Genomic DNA, 16,784 nt, shown 5'->3' with positions numbered 1-16,784 from the left:
CAATACTGTTCGCACGCCTATCAGAAGATCCTGCGGCAACATGGGTTCAAGGTGTCGATGTCTGGGAAGGGCAATTGGTATGACAATGCAGCACTCGAGACGTTCTTCAAAACCATCAATGCCGAGCTGATCTGGCGCCGGTCATGGCCAACCAGGCGGCAAGCTGAGATGCCGATCTTCGAATACATCAATGCCTTCTACAATCCGCGTCGACGGCACTCAGCATTGGCCTGGAAAAGCCCGGTCGCCTTCGAACGGAAAGTGGCTTAAACGAGCACCTGGGGCGGCACGAAAGCGTGACAGGTCCACGAAGAGCCTAGCGCTGGAACTGCATAGCGACTCTATCGGTGTAGTTACTGGTGAGAAAGGGAAGTGCGCGTTCCTTCAGTATGAAGGCGTCGGGCCTGATAGCGTACTCAAGCTCTTCCATCACGGCACAGAGCGCAAGCAAGGTGGGAAGGCTCTAACACAGGAGAAGAAAACCGCTCATCCGGTGCTTCCGCCGCCAATGGACGGATTCACAACCCATGAAAAACGGGTTATAAAGAGATTAGCTAGTGCCGAAACAGATGGCACGGACCAGGGAAGTGAGGCAGGCGGATGAGCAAGAAGGTTGAAATTCAAAGGAAACAACCAGAGTTTCTCTTTGTTTTTAATAATAATGCCGATCAAAGCGCACCCGCAGAGCGTTGCGACGCTCAGCAGATCAACTCTACTTCGCTGAACGAGGATATTGCGAAGACACATCGCGATAAGTTACTCGCGGAGTTGCGCGAGTATGGGTGCTAGCACAATCAGAACTTCGGGTTGAGGCAACCCAAAGTGATCCTCCCAAGACACTTAGATCAGCGGCCCGGTGCCTGAGGCTCGTCCGCGTGCTTCGCGTTCCCGCTCTTCGAGCACCTCGCGCCACATATCGTAGGTCGAGGCGACCATGAATTCGAGCTCTTCCCGAGAGTAGAGCTCTACGCCTTCGTCCGTGTGCAGCCTGACCGCACGGCGTCCATCTGACGGGGCACTAAACTGAGCGATGTTCAGTCGAACGTCCGCAAAGTCCTCGTCAGCCGCCCGGATGCGTTCGTGCATCATCGAGAATGCGAACCGGCGACCCTCGGCGGTGAGCCCTCGCGTGCGGCGCGGCTCGATGAACAGTGCGCTTGCTTGCTCGTCAATAGCGAGGATCATCGGCAACCAAAATGTTACCTTGCGGCCCATGCCCATGGAGAGCGGAAAGAACTCGTGCTTGCGACCGAAGACTCGACCCGAAGTCGCAAAGTCGTGAAGGCCAAGTGCAACACGGCGGTTGTAGTCGAATTCTTCGTCCGACTTGGATCGCTTCTTCAACTCAACTTCGATCACGGCCCAAGGTGTCGGATCGGTTACACCAAGATCAAGTTCTGGCTGGATATTGAAGATGTCGGAAAAGCAGGAGCGAACAGGCCTATAGGAGAAAGTCGAGAATCCGCCTTTCATTTGCTCTAGGCTCTTACGTTTCATGTCGTAGCGTTGCGGCGCTATGCGTGCAAGGTCGATGTCAGGCAAAGGGCGTATCGTCACTGGGCGGTTCTCCTGCACGAGGATTAGTGCCTACAGACACTTTGTGGTGGCGGAATCGGTCGATAATCACATTATCCGGAATCCTCATCCCAAAAGCAACGTCTGTTCTTGCTTTGTCCACCACAACAGACCAGGGTGAGTCCTTTGCATGCGAAAGGTCCACGAGCCGTCCAGGCGACAAGTGCCCATAAGATCGTATGACCTCGGATACGAGGTCGATGACTTCCATGTCCGATGGCAAAGGCAGGTCGCGAGTCTTGCCGGTCAGCGGGTCTTTTCCGACGGCGCGGCTCATGATGGGCTCCGCACCGGCGGGCTTGAAGGCGCGATAAACTGACGGGTGAACGGGACCATACTGCCACGCCTCGAAGTATCCTGACACAAGCGGTCGCTTGGTCTTGGTCAAATGGATGCCGTGCGCGAAGTAGAGCAGCTTTTGCAAAGCGAGGTTGGTGATCTTCAGCCCGCGCCGATCCGCCTCATTGAGCATGAGGTTTGCAATTGCCCTCGGATCGTATGCGCCGCTCATAGTGTCATGCCTGCCGCCTTTCTGGTTCTCAGTTTGTTCGCACCTTGCACGACGGTTGGGTGATTTGGCAAGGAGGGTGGTGCCGGTGATAGGACTCGAACCTACGACCCCATCATTACGAATGACGTGCTCTACCAGCTGAGCTACACCGGCATCCTTCTCTTGTTCGGCCCTACTATGGCCCTACTAGTTCCAACGCGCCACCTGTAAGCGACTGGCTTTTAACGTCATTCACGAGCGGACCCGCTACTTACGAATGACGTGCTCTACCAGCTGAGCTACAGCGGCACGCTTCTCCATCTGCGCGGGCTCTTAGCAAGCCTGCGGGCGCAATGGTAGCCCTAATTTGCCGCTGTCACGGATGGGCGGTCGTCTTCCTCGGTTTCCGCCTCGGGCTCGGGTGTGTCCGCCTCGGGGGCGGCCTCGTTATCTTCTTCTTCAGGGTCGATCACCACGATCTCGGCCTCTTCGGCATCCGCCTGCGGACGCTCCAGCGCGCCGACGATCAGCGGCAGCATCGGGGCCGTGGCGGCCAGCGCGGCGTTGCTTTGCGGGGCCTCGATCCAGGCCAGCGTGTCGAAGCGGTCGCAATGCTCGCAGACCGGGTGCCAATCGGCATGGACATGGCCGCAGGCCTCGCAGGTCCATTGCGGCCCGCGCGAGGCGGTGACGGCCTTGGCCAGCCACGCCCGGACGTGATGATCCTCGGCCCCCTGGCCGCGTTCGATGGCCGCCATGATGGTCAGCGAACGCGCGGTCGGCGCGGTTTCCGCCAGATCGCCAAGGGCTGCGCGGGCGGCCGCGTAATCCTCGGCGGCGATATTCAGCTCGGCCTTGAGCAGCTTCACCTCCGGGTCGTCGGGATGCTTGGAGAAGAGGACGCGGAAGCGTTTCAGCCGCTCCTCGGGCGACTCGGTCGGCTCGATCTCGGCGAAGGCGGCGGCAAGGTCGGGATGCGGGGCCTTGTCCCAGGCCTTGCGGATGACCTTGGTGGCCACGCGCGGCTTGCCCTCCTCGATCGCCATGCGCGCGGCCATGACGGCGGCGGGCACCAGGTCGGGCGAGAGGCGGTTGGCCTCGGTTGCGTCCTTGCGCGCCTCCTCGATCTGCCCCGCGGCCAGTGCATCGCGGGCATGGGCCAGCGCCAGGACCGCATCGCGGCGCTTGTGCACGTCGCGCGGCAGAGATCCTGATTTCAGCTTGGCCGCCAGCGTGGCGCGGGCGCCGGTCCAGTTCTCGGACCCGGCCTGTAGCTGCAAGAGCGTATCCTGAACCTCGCCATGTTGCGGGCGCAGGACAAACGCCTTTTCGGCCAGGGCTAAGGCGGTTTCGGTATCGCCCTGCTCCAGCTTCTGGCGCATCAGCCCGCGAATACCGACAAAGCGCGTCGCATCCCGTTGCACCAGCGCCTTGTAGGTCTCGGTCGCCTTGGCGCGGTCGCCGGCCATTTCGGCGGCTTGGGCCACCAGCAGGTTGGTCAGCTCGGGGCGGTTCAGGTAGCCCTCGGCCCGTTCGGCCTTGCGGATGGCCAGCCGCCCCTCGCCCGAGGCCAGCGCCAGCATCCCGTCGGCGAAAGCCTCGTAACCCTTGCGCTCGGACCGGCGGTCCCAATAGCGCGACAGGGCGGTTTCATCGCCGTTGAGGAAACGGAAGGTCGCCACCAGCAGCCCCGCCACCCGCAGCACGATCCATACCGCCAGCAACAGAAGAAGTGCTGCGATGGCGGCCGAGAGCGGCGTCAGCGCAAATTCGCGCCCGAACATGGTGACCAGCACCAGCTGGTCAGTCTCCATCAGGAAGCTGACGCCGAAGGTGATCGCTACGACAAGCAGCACGAAGATCAGGATTTTCAGAACGGACCAGAGCATCATCGAACGGCCCCCTTAATTCGACGCATCGAGCACGGCGGCGAATTCCGCCATCGCGTCGGTTGCGGACAGGCGGGCATTGGCATCCTCGACCCAAGGCGCCATGACCGCCTGCGCGGCGGAGGGCAGGTTGTCCAGTTCCTGCAATGCGGCGCTTATGCCACCGGCCTGCACGTCAGCCTCGGCGCGCGACAGGATCGCGTCCGGGTCATCGCCCTCGCGCGGTTCCAGCGACCGTCCCCCGACCTGGCTTTGCAGGAAGGCGGTGACGCGGCTCATCGCACCCTCGCCCGAGGTTTCGCGGATGGCAATGGGCAGCGCCTCGCGAGCCAGCGCCGGGAAGGATGTCTGCAACTCCCGCAAGGTCGGCACGCCGGTCTCGGCGGCGGCGGTCAGCGCTTCGGGCGGCTCCACGCCCGCGCCCTCGGCCACATCGGCCAGCGCCCCGGCAAAGGGCGCGCCGGTGGCGACGGCGATCTGCAACTGGCCGAATGCGGCCTGCGCGGTGGCCCCGCCCACGCGGGCCTCGGCGCGCGCCTCGGCGGCGGCGATGCGTTCCTCGGCGGCGGCGGCGACGCTTTGCAACTCCTCGGTCAGGCTCGCATTCGCGGCTTGCTGCGCGGCCAGTGCCTCGGCCTCCGCCTGCATCTGCGCGCGCAATTGCGCCACGGCGGCGTTCATCGCGGCGGTGTTGTCCGCGCCCTCCTCGCCCAAAGGCAGGGTTTCCAGGTAGGCGACCCGGTCGGTGAGACCCTGGATCGCCTCGCCGTTTGAGGCCACGCTGGCGGCAACCTCGTCGATGCGGGCGGTCAGCGGGGTCAGATCGACGGCCTCGGCGGGCTCGGGCATCTCACCGATCTGCGCCTCGACGGCGGCGGTGCGCTCGGTCAGGGCCGCGATGCTGCTGCTCTGGTTCTCCAACTGGGTGGAAACCTCGGCCAGCGGCGTGTCGATATCGACGCCGGGGGCCTGATCGGCCATGTAATAGGCCACGCCATAGCCAATGGCGCCTGCGACAATCCCGCCCAGGACCAGCGGCACGAAGCCGGGACCGCGTCTTTCGATGACCTGGGGGGCGGGGTCCGGTGTCTCGAGCTGCGGCGGCTCTTGCGTGCCGGGAGGCGTGTCCGCGGGGGCGGGGGCATCGACTTGCTCAGGCCCAGAATGCTCAGGCTCGGGGGGGCTTTCGACACTCTCCGCCTCTTCGACATCGGGCGTGTCCGCCGTCGCGTTGCTGGTCGCGGCGGTTGCGGCTTCGTCTTCTGCAGGTGTTGTCGTCTTCTTGGCCACCACAGGCTCCCTTCCCCGATATTCCAATGCGCGGGCAGGCGGAAAGTTCCGCCCCTCGGCCCGAGTCAAGGATCAAACTGACATGGCAGGCAAGGCAGGGCTAGGGGCAAAGTTGTCTCGCCACGGCGATCAGCATTGCGGCGGCGTCGGGCCTGTCGCTGATCGTGCCATGAGGGCGCAACGCCTCGGGCAGGGCCGCGCGGGCGGCGGCGCTGATACAGGGCAGGACGGTGTTGCGCATGTCTGGGGCGGCGCGGGCAAGCAAGCGGGCGCTGCGGGGCGAGAAGACGGGCGCGACGACCCGGCGGGGGCCTGTCAGAGCGTCCCGTGCCTCGTCACTCAGCCGCAGGTCGCGCTGTTCATAGACGACATGACCGCTGGCCCGCACCCCCGCCGCGCGCAATTGCCCCGACAGATCACCGGTGACGTGACGCCCATGCAGGTGAAGGAGCGGCCCTTTCTCGGGCGCGCGCAGGATCAGGGCGCGCAGATCGTCGACCGCCCCATCCGCCGAGACCGCCTCCAGCCCCGCCGCGCTTGCCGCCTCGGCGGTCCGGTCTCCGACGCAATAGGCGGTGAGGCCCCGGCGCCCGCCCTGGGCGGCATAGGAGAACGCACCGTTTTCCGAGGTGAAGATCAGCGCGGCATCCTCTGGAATGACCGGCAAGGGGCCGACCTCGGCGATCTCCTGCAACGGGGCGAGCAAGATCTCCACCCCCTCCCCCAACTCCGTCCGGCAGGCCGCCGCAAAGCGTTCACCAGCCGGGCGCGGGCGGGTCAGCAGGATCAGGGGCGCGGCATTGTCAGTCATGGGGGCGAGTGCTACCTGCAAAGCAGATTTTCCGCAACGAGGGGCCGCATGTCTGATCCCGTCACCATCCTGGGCATCGAGAGCAGCTGCGACGATACGGCGGCGGCTGTGCTGCGGGCGGGGGGCGAACCGGCGCTCCTGTCCTCGGTCGTCAGCAGCCAGACCGACCTGCACGCCGCGTTCGGCGGCGTGGTCCCCGAGATCGCGGCCCGCGCCCATGCCGAGAAGCTGGACCTGATGGTGGAGCAGGCGGTGGCCGAGGCAGGCATCGGATTGCGCGACCTAGACGTCATCGCGGTGACGGCGGGGCCGGGGCTGATCGGCGGGGTTCTTTCGGGTGTCATGTGCGCCAAGGGGCTGGCGATGGGGCTTGGTCTGCCGCTCATTGGCGTGAACCATCTGGCGGGGCATGCGCTGACGCCGCGCCTGACCGATGGGGTGGCGTTTCCCTACCTGATGCTTCTGGTCTCGGGCGGGCATTGCCAGTTCCTGCGCGTGGACGGGGCCGAGGATTTCACCCGGCTTGGCGGCACCATCGACGATGCGCCGGGCGAGGCCTTCGACAAGGTCGCGCGGCTTCTGGGTCTGGCCCAACCCGGCGGGCCGATGGTGGAGCGGGCGGCGAAGGACGGCGATCCTGCGCGGTTTGCGCTGCCCCGTCCGCTGTTGGACCGACCCGGTTGCGACATGTCCTTTTCCGGCCTCAAGACCGCCGTTCTGCGCCTGCGCGACAGGCTGGTGGCCGATCAGGGCGGGCTGCACGCTGGGGACGTCGCCGACATCTGCGCCGGGTTCCAGGCCGCGATGCGCGATGTGCTGGCCGAGAAATCGCGCCGCGCGCTGGCCGGACAATCGGACCTGACGGGCTTTGCCGTCGCGGGCGGGGTGGCGGCGAACCAGACCCTGCGCGCGGCCTTGCAGGGGGTGGCCGCCCCCCTGCCCTTCATCGCGCCGCCCATGGCGCTCTGCACCGATAACGCCGCGATGATTGCCTGGGCGGGGTGGGAGGCCTATCGTGCCGGACATCGCGACGGCATGGACCTGATGGCGCGTCCGCGCTGGCCGCTGGATACCGCCTCGGCCCCGCTGCTCGGGTCCGGCAGGAAAGGGGCCAAGGCATGATCGACATCGCAGGCGCAGGCGCGTTCGGCACGGCGCTCGCCATCGCATTGGCGCGCGGCGGGGCAGAGGTGACGCTTTGGGCGCGGGCCGGGGCGGAAGGGATGCAAGGCGCGCGCGAAAATGCCAAGCGCCTGGCCGGACATCGGTTTCCCGACGCGTTGCGGGTGACGGGCGACTTGTCCGACCTGACGTCGGATATCCTCTTGGTGGCGATCCCGACGCAGAAGCTGGACGGGTTCCTTGACGGGTTGCCCGCGCGAAGCGGCACCGTGCTTTCCTGCGCCAAGGGCATCCACAAGGCGACCGGGCTCAGCCCCTCGGCGCTGATCGCTGCCCATGCCGAAGGCGTCACGACAGGGGCGCTGACGGGCCCGAGCTTCGCCGCCGACATCGCCGCCGGATTGCCGACCGCCCTGACGCTGGCCTGCGCCGATGATGCGCTTGGTGCGCAGCTTCAGGATCGTCTCTCCACCCCCGTCCTGCGCCTTTACCGCACGACGGACGTGGTCGGCGCGGAACTGGGCGGGGCATTGAAGAACGTCATCGCCATTGCCGCCGGGGCCGTGATGGGCGCGGGGCTTGGCGAAAGCGCGCGGGCTGCCCTGATGGCTCGCGGCTTCGCCGAGATGCGTCGCGTTGCCCGCGACCGGGGGGCGCGGGACGAGACCCTCGCGGGCCTCTCGGGCTTCGGCGACCTCGTGCTGACCTGCACGTCGGAAAAGTCGCGCAATTACCGCTTCGGTCAGGCGCTTGGCGCGGGGAAAACCCCTGATGCCGCAATGACCGTCGAAGGCACCGCCACGGCGCAGGAGATCTCGGCCCATCCCGACCTGGACACCCCCATCGCCACCGCCGTCGCCGCCTTGTCAGGGGGACAAGCCAGCGTGCAGGATGTGATGGCCGAATTGCTGAACCGCCCCCTGAAACAGGAGTGACCCCCCATGCGCTACGCCATGATCTGCACCGACAAACCCGGCCACCTGGAGGTCCGCAAGGCCAATCGCGACGCCCATGTCGCCTATCTCAGGGACACGGGCGCCGAGATGGCGGGGCCGTTCCTGGACGCAGGCGGCGAGATGTGCGGCTCGCTTGTCGTGATTGATGTCGAGACCCGGCAGGAGGCCGAGACCTGGGCCGCGAATGACCCCTACGCCAAGGCGGGGCTGTTCGCCGATGTGCGGATCGAGGCGTGGAACAAGGTGATCTGACGATGAAATACTGGCTGTTCAAATCGGAACCCTCCACCTGGTCCTGGGACGATCAGGTCGCCAAGGGCGACGCGGGCGAGGAATGGGACGGGGTGCGCAACTACCAGGCGCGCAACTTCATGCGCGAGATGGAGGTGGGCGACCGGGGCTTCTTCTACCACTCGCAGAAGGAAAAGGCCGTCGTCGGCGTGGTCGAGGTGATCGCCGAGGCGCACCCGGACAGCACCACGGATGACGAAAGATGGGAATGCGTGGACATCAAGGCCATTGGGCCGTTCGCAACGCCCGTCGACCTCGACACGATCAAGGCCGACCCGCGCCTGTCCGAGATGGTGCTGGTCAGGAACTCCCGCCTGTCGGTGCAGCCGGTGCGCGCGGAGGAATGGCGCATCATCTGCGATCTCGGCGGATTTTCCGCTTAGGGCTGTGCCCGCGCCAAGGCGCTGATCCGGATGGATGGCGGATTGAAGCCGCCCACCAAAAAACAAGGAGGGTTCCGACCCCCCGGAACCCTCCTTTCACCCACGCGCATCACCTCGCTCCGCACGTGTTCTATGAGGGTCCACCATACTGGCCGGACAAGGAGGAGATTAGCCGGACGCGCGCGGTCTCCGCAACTGAATTGCGCCTCGCCTTTTAGGCAAAACCTTCGCACCGGGCGATGCGGCCCGTCGACGGGCCGCAGATGCGCTCGGTCGACCGAGCGCATCGCCCCGCCTTCAGGTCGCGTTACATCGGCATCCGCGCTTCGATCATGCCGGAATACCAGCTTGAGCCGAAGGGGATCGCCTCGTCGTCGAAATTGTAGGCCGGGTGGTGGCACATCGCGGTGTCGCCATTGCCCAGGAAGATATAGGCGCCGGGGCGTTCCTCCAGCATGAAGCTGAAATCCTCGGCGGGCATGATCGGGTCGGTCTCGTCATCGACATGGGCCGAGATCGACCGTGCCACTTCCACGGCGTAGCCCGTGTTTTCGGGCCAGTTCACGGTGACGGGGTAGCCTTCGGTCCATGTCACCTCGACGCTCGCGCCATGCGCCGTGGCAGTGCCTTCCGCGATCTCGCGAATGCGGCGTTCCGCGATCGTCCGGTATTCCGGGTCCAGCGTGCGCACCGTGCCCTCCATCCGGGCCGTGTGCGCGATGACGTTGCTGGCATCGCTGTCGGTCCTGAAGGTGCCGACGGTGACCACCACGGATCTCAGCGGATTCACGGTCCGCGACACGATGGATTGCAGGGACAGCAGGATCTGCGCCGCGACCAGCGTGGTGTCGACCGCCTGGTGCGGGGCTGCGGCGTGTCCGCCCTTGCCGGTCACGACGATCTCGAACTCATCGGCCGAGGCCAGGAGCGGACCGGGACGGATCGCGAAATGGCCCACGGGCGTGCCCGGCATGTTGTGCATCCCGTAGACCTCCTGGATGCCGAAGCGGTCCATCAACCCGTCCTTGCACATCTCGCGCCCGCCGCCGCCGCCTTCTTCCGCCGGTTGGAAGATCACCACGGCAGTGCCGTTGAAGGCGCGTGTCTCGCACAGGTATTTCGCCGCGCCAAGCAGCATCGCGGTGTGCCCGTCATGGCCGCAGGCATGCATGGCACCCGGCGTCTGGCTGGCATAATCCACGCCCGTCGCTTCATGAATCGGTAGCGCGTCCATGTCGGCGCGCAGCCCCACGACCTTGCCGCTTTCGGTGCGATGGCCCTTGATCACGCCGACAACACCGGTGCGCCCGATGCCCTCGACCACGTCATCGCAGCCGAAGCCGCGCAGCAGATCGGCCACCCTGGCCGCCGTCCGGTGGACCTCGAACAGCAATTCGGGATGGGTATGGAAATCCCGTCGCCATTCGGTGATCTCGGGGTGCAGCTCGGCGTAGCGGTTCCTGATCGGCATTGGTCCGTCTCCTCTGTTGGCCAGACAGAAGCAGCAAAAAGGCCCGTGCGCAATGACGGGCCTTCTTTGATACCGATCCGCAGGCCGGTGTCAGCCGTAGACGGCTTCCTTGCCGAAATGCTTGGTCAGCATGTAATAGACCACGGCGCGATACTTGTTGCGCTCGGACTTGCCATAGGTGTCGATGACCGAGGCAATCGCGGCATCCAGCTGCGGGCCGTCGGCAAGGCCCAGTTTCTTGATCAGGAAGTTGTTCTTCACCGTCTCAAGCTCTTCCTTCTGCGAGCCTGCCACGGTCGAGGCATCCGCATTGTAGATCGCCGGTCCGCAACCGATCGTCACTTTCGTCAGCAGGTCCATATCGGGTGTCATCCCGCATTTGGTCCGCAAATCCTCTGCATACATGGCGATCAGATCGTCGCGTTTGCCCATCTCTTCTCTCCCTTTTTGGCTGAATGGCCGTCATGGCCCACACGTCCCCGGCGCAATACAACCCAAGCGAGACGCATCTGGAAAGGGGCAATCGCGGATTTTTCCGCTTCGGGGCAGGAAGGCGACAGGTTTCGCACCGGAAACGGCCCGGATCGGTGGATGACGCAGCGACAGGATTGGCTTGACCTCGGCGACAGAGGAAAAGCGGTCGCGAGGGGGAATCGGATCAATGAGCAGGAAGGCATGACCCGGCAGTGATCCGCGAGGGTGTCGTCACCCCCCTGACCGCCTGATCCGCGCTCACGCCAGCGCCGCCATCACCCCGCGCAGCTCCGCCAAGCCGCGCAAACGGCCCACCAGCGGATAGCCCGGCATCATCGGGCGTTCCAGATCGGACAGCAGCGCCTGCCCGTGATCGGGCCGCATCGGGATCTGCGCATCGGTGCGGCCCTGGGTCGTGCGGCGCGCCTCTTCGGCCATCAGGGCGCGGATGGTGGCGACCATGTCGGTATCGCCCTCCAGATGCGGGGATTCGTGGAAACTGTGCCGCGCGCCATCCGACGCACCGTCGCGCTTCGTGTTGCGAAGGTGGACGAAATGGATGCGGGGGCCGAGCGCCTCGACGAAGGCCACGGGGTCGAACTCCGGTGCCACGCCAAGCGACCCGGTGCAGAGCGTCGCGCCATTGGCGGGGCTGTCCACCGCCCCCAACACCTGCCTGTAATCGTCGAGCGACGACATCACGCGGGGCAGGCCGAGCAGCGGGAAGGGGGGATCGTCGGGGTGACAACAGAGGCGAATGCCGACCTCCTCGGCGACCGGCACGACCTCGGACAGGAAGTCGATCAGGTTTGCGCGCAGCCTGTCGGCGTCGATATCCGCATAGGCGCCAAGCTGGTCGCGCACATCCTCCAGCGTCCAGCGCTCATTCGCACCGGGCAGACCGGCCACGACATTGCTTGCAAGCGCCATGCGTTCCGCATCGTCCATATCGGCATGACGCGCGGCGGCCTCCTCGACCAGCGCGGCGGAGTAATCCTGCCCGGCCCCGTCGCGGGCCAGCAGGAAACAGTCGAACAGCGCGAAATCGACCAGGTCGAAACGCATCGCGTGGCCGCCCGGCGGTTGCTGTGCGGTCAGGTCGGTGCGGGTCCAGTCCAGCACCGGCATGAAGTTGTAGCAGACCGTTTCGATGCCGCAGGCGGCCAGCGTGCGCAGGCTCTGCCGGTAGCTGTCCAGATGCGCGCGCCAGGGGCCGCTCTGCGTCTTGATCGCCTCCGAGACAGGCAGGCTTTCCACCACGTCCCAGGTCAGGCCGCCCGCCTCGATCAAATCCTGCCGGGCGCGGATTTCCTCGATCTGCCAAAGCGCGCCCGAGGGGATGTGATGCAGGGCCGAGACGATGCCTTCGGCCCCCGTCTGCCGGATCTCGGAAAGCCGGATTTCATCCGCCGGACCGAACCATCGCCATGTCTGCCGCATCCCCCGCCCCTTCCCGCTCAATCCATCCGCAAGGTGCGGCCGGTCTCGGTATCGAAGAGGTGAAGCTGGTCGTTGATCGGCCCGATCTGGATCGTCTCCTCCATGTTCACCTGCGTTTGGCCGGGGCTGTGCAGGGTGATGGGGGTGGCGTCGGTCAGGTGGCCGTAGATATAGGATTCGCCGCCAAGCTGTTCGACGCTGCGCACCTGCATGGTCAGCGTGCCCCCTTGCACCGGTTGCAGGTCGACGGGCCGCACCCCAAGCGTCACCGCCTGACCGGGGCGCTGTGCGAAACCGCCTGATGGCAGGACCATGCGTTCGCCGGTCGCGACCTCCAGCACGGTGCGGTCATCCTCGGCCACGCGGCCCGCGACGAAGTTGATCTTGGGGCTGCCGATGAACCCCGCCACGAAGATGTTTTCGGGCCGGTTGTAAAGCTCCAGCGGCGCGCCGAACTGCTCCAGTTCGCCGAGCCGCAGGACGGCGATCTTGTCGGCCATGGTCATCGCCTCGACCTGATCATGGGTGACATAGATCATCGTGTTGCCAAGCCGCCGGTGCAGGGCCGCGATCTCGCCGCGCATGTCGACGCGCAGTTCCGCATCGAGATTCGACAGCGGCTCATCGAAGAGGAACACGCGCGGCTCACGCACCACGGCACGTCCGATGGCGACGCGCTGACGCTGCCCGCCCGACAGATCCTTGGGCCGCCGGTCCAGCAGCATGTCGATCTGCAACATCTTCGAGACCTCGTCGATCTTGGTCGCGATCTCGGATTTCGGCGTGTTGATATTCTCAAGGCCGAAACTGAGATTCTGGCGCACCGTCATATGCGGGTAGAGCGCGTAGGACTGGAACACCATCGCCAGGCCCCGGTCGGCGGCGGGGATGAAATTGACCACGTCGCCACCGATAACGACCTCGCCGCCGGTGATATCCTCCAGCCCCGAGATCATCCGCAGAAGCGTCGATTTCCCGCAGCCCGAGGGGCCGACGAAAACGCAGAACTCGCCATGCGCGACATTCAGGTCGATGCCCTTGATCACATCCGCCGCGCCGTAGGATTTGCGCACGTCTCTCAGCTCGATACTGGCCATGTCAGACCCTCTTTCCTAGTCCGCCGGTCATTTGCCGCCCGTCGAGGCGATGCCGGTGGCGATGTATTTCTGCAAGAACATGAACACCGCCGCGATCGGCAAGAGCGTCAGGACGGTCATCGCCAACAGGCTCGGCCAGTCGGTCTGAAGCTCGCCCTGGAAGGAGTTGAGCGCCAGTTGCAGGGTGAAGTTCTCGGACCGGGTCAGCACGATGAGGGGCCAGAGGAAATCGTTCCAGCGCCACATGATCGCAAGGATCGCCAGCACCGCGATGGCGGGCGCCGATAGCGGGATGATGATGCGCCAGAAGATCTTCCACTCGCTGGCCTTGTCCATCCGCGCGGCATCCAGGATCTCGTCGGGTATGGTGATCATGTACTGCCTGAGCAGGAATACCCCCGTCGGCGTTGCCGCCCCCGGTATGATGACGCCCCAGAGGCTGTTCAGCATCCCCAATTCGAAGGTGATCAGGAAGAGCGGCACCAGCACCACCGTCTGCGGGATCATCAGAGTGCCCACCACCATCAACAGCACCGCCGTGCGCCCCCGAAACTGGTATTTCGACAGGGCAAAGGCCGCCATCGAGTTGACCAGCAGCATGATCAGGGTCGCCATCACGGTGATGAAGGTCGAATTCCAGAAGAAGCGCAGGAAATTGAAGCGCTCGAACAGGCTGGTGTAGTTTTCGGTGGCGAAGGCGATGCCCTCGATCGCCTCCAGGTTGGCGGCGGGCATCCGGATGCGGTTTTCCGGGTCGTCCGGCAGCACCACCTCGGCCCGCCCCGCCGCGCGCCGGGTCTGCGCGACGATCTGGCCCGCCAGGTCGCCCTCGGTCACGGTGAACAGAAGCAGCGGTTCCTCGAACCCCTCCACCTCGGCCACGTCCTGCGCGTAGGGCAGGAAGCGGGGTGGAAAGCGGTCCAGCTCGTTCGGGGTCTTGAAGCTGGACAGGACCAGCCAGACCACCGGGCCGAACATGAGCAGGACGCCGAACAGGAGGTAGCCATAGGACACCCAATCGGTCCAGTGCAGCCGCCCCTTGCCGCGCGTGGCGGTAAGGAAAGAGAAGATGCGGGTCATGGGTCGCCCCCTTCAGACTTTGCATCGACGACCGGGGCTCCGCCCGTTCGCTCCTTGGTCCTGCCACTGGCAGGCCCATTTCCTGCGGAAAACCGGGGCTCACCCATCTGCATTCCTCCGGTTCACCCAAAGCTGGATCAGCGTCAGGATCAGCAGCACGATGGCCACCATCAGTGACGCCGCCGCCGCGAGGCCGAAGAGGCGCGGCGCACCGGCAAAACCCTCCTCGTAGATATATTGAATGATGAACGTCGTCGCGGTGCCGGGACCGCCGCCGGTGAAGGCATAGATCTCGTCAAAGGTCTGCACCCCCTTGATCAGCGCCAGCACCAGCACCACCAGCATGGTGGGCGACAGCAGCGGCAGGGTGATCCGTCTGAACGTACGCCAGGGGCTGGCGCGGTCCATCGTGGCGGCCTCGTAGACATCGCGCGGGATGGCCTGAAGCCCGGCCAGCAGGATCAGCGTGTAGAACCCCATATGCGCCCAGACCGAGATGAAGACCGACCAGGTAAAGGCCCATTGCGCATCGACCAGCCAGTTATAGCCGCCAATCCCGGTCCAATCGAGAAAGGCGTTCATCACGCCTTCGCGTTGCAGGATCCATTTCCAGATCAGCGCCACGACCACCGGCGACAGCAGGACGGGGAAGAAAAACACCGAACGGAAGAAGCCGCGCGCCCGGATGTCGCGGTTCAGGATGATCGCGGTCAGCAGCGAGAAGCCGACCATGAAGCCCACTTGCAGCGTCACGAACCACGAGGTGTTCCAGACTGCGCGCCAGAACTTGTCCTCGCGACAGGTGTTGGGGTCGAGATAGCTGGAGCAATCCATCAGCGTGACGAAGTTGCGCGCGCCGACGTAAGGCCGGTCGGCCAGCATCACGTTGTCGCTGCCCGAGGTGGCGTAGAAGAAATTGAGGATCACCGGCAGGAAGGCGAAGAGGCCAAAGAGAACGAGGTTGGGCAGCAGGAAGACCCAGGCCAGTCGGTTGATGCCAAGCAGCCGCTGCAGGGCCAGCATGGGGATCTCGATCAGCCGCATGAGCGGTGAGATGATGCTGAGCATGGGCGCGTCCTTTGCCGAAAGGATGCCCCCCGCACGCATTGGCGCGGGGGGCGTTGGTCGGATCAGTTGGCTTCGGCCATCGCGGCCTCAAGGTCGTCCTCGGCGCGCTCCATGGCCTCGGCCACGGTCAGTTCACCGACGATGGCCTGGCTCAGACGCTCGACCGTGATGCCGAACATGGCCCGGTTGCCGGCATAGCCCTGATAGGCGAAGGCAATCGGCGACACGTCGGGCAGCGACGCAGCGAAGGCATTGAGCGCATCCTGCGCGGCCGGTGAGGCGTTCTCGAACTCGACACCTGCGGCGGCAACACCCAGATGCGCGGGCAGGTTGCGGGTGCGGGCCGTCACTTCGGCATAGACATCCTCCTGTGCGAGGTAGTCGATCACCGCGGCCACGGCCTCGGGGTTCTCGGTCTGCTCGAACCCGACGATACCCGCGCCGCCCGGCATGCCGGAGCAGGGGCCAGCCGGACCACAGGGCGAGCCGATGACCTGCCAGTCGAAGAAATCGCCGACCTGCTCATCCATGCGGCCTACCTGCCACGAGCCGGAATAGTAGAACACCAGATCGCCGTTGATGAATTCCTGCGCGGCGTCCTGGTACGTCGAGCCGCCCTGGCTCGCCCAGACATCGCGCGCCATTGTGCCATCTTCATTCCAGGCGACGAAGGCTTCGGCGAAGGGCTGGAAGCCCTCGAAGGAGCCGTTGCCCTCGTCATCGAAATAGAGCGCGCCATAGGAAATCGCCGGTCCCGCCACCCGGTGGCCCGAGCGGTCGATGGCCATGGGGAAGCTGGCCTCGGTCGCCTCGGCCACTTCGCGCGAGGCTGCCGCCCAGTCTTCCCAGGTCGCGCCCTCGCCCGGCATCTCGACGCTGGCCTGCTCGAAGAGCGTGGCGTTGACGAAGGCCCCGGTGATGGTCAACTGGCTGTGCATCCCGTAGATGCCGTCATCGTCGCCACCGGCGCGATACCAGTCCAGCGTGTCGCCAAAGCTCTCTTCCCAATATTCGCGATCCACGTAAGGGGCGAGGTCGAGGTAGTATTCGTTCAAGCCACCCAGATCGGTGACCTTGGCGATATCGGGCCCGGTCCCGGCGGCCAGCTGCACCGGCAGGTTTTCCAGGATCGACTGGTAGGGCACCACGTCGATCACCACGTCGATACCGGGGTTCTCGGCCTCGAACCGGCCCAGAACATCCTCGTAGACCTCGCATTCATTGCCGTCCGAATAGCACATGAACCGCACTTCCTGGGCCGAGGCCATTCCGGCCCCCGCCACCAGTGCGGCAATCGCCGTCGTGGTCATTGTCGTCATTTTCATTTCCATTTCCTCCCTTGGAATT

At 65.0% G+C, this 16,784-nt stretch carries 18 protein-coding genes and 1 tRNA gene; 6 read left to right on the top strand and 13 right to left on the bottom strand.

Translation table 11 applies throughout. The features are described 5' to 3' along the window. Together AC13C7_RS02285 and AC13C7_RS02280 are read left to right on the top strand one after the other, a co-directional pair. A partial coding sequence (locus AC13C7_RS02285; protein WP_482866481.1) for an IS3 family transposase occupies window positions 1-270 on the top strand: 270 nt, incomplete at its 5' end. A gap of 330 nt (window positions 271-600) precedes the next feature. Further along, window positions 601-789, top strand: a complete 189-nt coding sequence (locus AC13C7_RS02280) for a hypothetical protein (protein ID WP_482866480.1) — start codon at window positions 601-603, stop codon at window positions 787-789. A 51-nt stretch (window positions 790-840) separates the two neighbouring features. Here the strand turns inward: AC13C7_RS02280 and socB are convergent, their stop codons facing one another. From socB to AC13C7_RS02250, 6 genes are all read right to left on the bottom strand, one after another. After that, window positions 841-1,557, bottom strand: coding sequence for a type VI toxin-antitoxin system SocB family DNA replication inhibitor toxin (gene socB, locus AC13C7_RS02275; RefSeq protein WP_482866479.1), 717 nt, complete (start codon window positions 1,555-1,557; stop codon window positions 841-843). After that, window positions 1,535-2,086: a type VI toxin-antitoxin system SocA family antitoxin gene (gene socA / locus AC13C7_RS02270; RefSeq protein WP_482866478.1), complete on the bottom strand. Its 552-nt coding sequence runs from the start codon at window positions 2,084-2,086 to the stop codon at window positions 1,535-1,537. Before socA ends, socB begins: the two co-directional genes overlap by 23 nt. A gap of 77 nt (window positions 2,087-2,163) precedes the next feature. Further along, window positions 2,164-2,239, bottom strand: a tRNA-Thr gene (locus AC13C7_RS02265). Between the two features lie 188 nt (window positions 2,240-2,427). Next, window positions 2,428-3,954, bottom strand: coding sequence for a heme biosynthesis HemY N-terminal domain-containing protein (locus tag AC13C7_RS02260; RefSeq protein ID WP_482866482.1), 1,527 nt, complete (start codon window positions 3,952-3,954; stop codon window positions 2,428-2,430). A gap of 15 nt (window positions 3,955-3,969) precedes the next feature. Continuing rightward, window positions 3,970-5,244: a COG4223 family protein gene (locus AC13C7_RS02255; protein WP_482866477.1), complete on the bottom strand. Its 1,275-nt coding sequence runs from the start codon at window positions 5,242-5,244 to the stop codon at window positions 3,970-3,972. A 100-nt stretch (window positions 5,245-5,344) separates the two neighbouring features. After that, window positions 5,345-6,055 (bottom strand): uroporphyrinogen-III synthase, encoded by a 711-nt coding sequence (locus AC13C7_RS02250; protein ID WP_482866476.1) that lies wholly within the window; start codon window positions 6,053-6,055, stop codon window positions 5,345-5,347. 48 nt (window positions 6,056-6,103) lie between these two features. On the opposite strand from AC13C7_RS02250, the gene tsaD reads away from it, so the two are divergent. The 4 genes from tsaD to AC13C7_RS02230 are packed head-to-tail and all read left to right on the top strand — an operon-like array spanning window position 6,104 to window position 8,807. After that, window positions 6,104-7,177, top strand: coding sequence for a tRNA (adenosine(37)-N6)-threonylcarbamoyltransferase complex transferase subunit TsaD (gene tsaD / locus AC13C7_RS02245; protein ID WP_482866475.1), 1,074 nt, complete (start codon window positions 6,104-6,106; stop codon window positions 7,175-7,177). Next, window positions 7,174-8,112: an NAD(P)H-dependent glycerol-3-phosphate dehydrogenase gene (locus tag AC13C7_RS02240; RefSeq protein ID WP_474889029.1), complete on the top strand. Its 939-nt coding sequence runs from the start codon at window positions 7,174-7,176 to the stop codon at window positions 8,110-8,112. The genes tsaD and AC13C7_RS02240 overlap by 4 nt, the downstream gene beginning before the upstream one ends. Before the next feature lie 6 nt (window positions 8,113-8,118). Then, entirely contained in the window at window positions 8,119-8,385 is a 267-nt protein-coding gene (locus AC13C7_RS02235) for a YciI family protein (RefSeq protein WP_172320315.1), read from the top strand. A gap of 2 nt (window positions 8,386-8,387) precedes the next feature. Beyond that, the gene (locus tag AC13C7_RS02230; protein WP_172320316.1) at window positions 8,388-8,807 is read left to right on the top strand and encodes an EVE domain-containing protein; all 420 of its coding nucleotides are present in this window, start codon (window positions 8,388-8,390) and stop codon (window positions 8,805-8,807) included. A gap of 307 nt (window positions 8,808-9,114) precedes the next feature. Here the strand turns inward: AC13C7_RS02230 and AC13C7_RS02225 are convergent, their stop codons facing one another. From AC13C7_RS02225 to AC13C7_RS02195, 7 genes are all read right to left on the bottom strand, one after another. Then, window positions 9,115-10,278 (bottom strand): M20 aminoacylase family protein, encoded by a 1,164-nt coding sequence (locus AC13C7_RS02225; protein WP_172320317.1) that lies wholly within the window; start codon window positions 10,276-10,278, stop codon window positions 9,115-9,117. 90 nt (window positions 10,279-10,368) lie between these two features. Then, on the bottom strand, window positions 10,369-10,710 hold the full coding sequence (locus AC13C7_RS02220) for a DUF2853 family protein (protein ID WP_172320318.1): 342 nt from the start codon (window positions 10,708-10,710) through the stop codon (window positions 10,369-10,371). Window positions 10,711-11,010: 300 nt separating this feature from the next. Then, complete coding sequence (gene uxuA, locus AC13C7_RS02215) at window positions 11,011-12,192, bottom strand: mannonate dehydratase (RefSeq protein ID WP_482866474.1); 1,182 nt, start codon at window positions 12,190-12,192, stop codon at window positions 11,011-11,013. Between the two features lie 17 nt (window positions 12,193-12,209). Continuing rightward, complete coding sequence (locus AC13C7_RS02210; RefSeq protein WP_482866473.1) at window positions 12,210-13,289, bottom strand: ABC transporter ATP-binding protein; 1,080 nt, start codon at window positions 13,287-13,289, stop codon at window positions 12,210-12,212. A gap of 27 nt (window positions 13,290-13,316) precedes the next feature. Then, on the bottom strand, window positions 13,317-14,369 hold the full coding sequence (locus AC13C7_RS02205) for a carbohydrate ABC transporter permease (protein ID WP_446169218.1): 1,053 nt from the start codon (window positions 14,367-14,369) through the stop codon (window positions 13,317-13,319). A 99-nt stretch (window positions 14,370-14,468) separates the two neighbouring features. Continuing rightward, the gene (locus tag AC13C7_RS02200; RefSeq protein WP_172320322.1) at window positions 14,469-15,437 is read right to left on the bottom strand and encodes a carbohydrate ABC transporter permease; all 969 of its coding nucleotides are present in this window, start codon (window positions 15,435-15,437) and stop codon (window positions 14,469-14,471) included. Window positions 15,438-15,499: 62 nt separating this feature from the next. Beyond that, entirely contained in the window at window positions 15,500-16,762 is a 1,263-nt protein-coding gene (locus AC13C7_RS02195) for an ABC transporter substrate-binding protein (RefSeq protein WP_482866472.1), read from the bottom strand. Between the last annotated feature and the right edge of the window lie 22 nt (window positions 16,763-16,784).

The sequence above is a fragment of the Alterinioella sp. B-7 genome (assembly GCF_056857775.1).
Note: the sequence above shows the minus strand (reverse complement) of the source record. Positions and strands in the feature narration are given on the sequence as shown.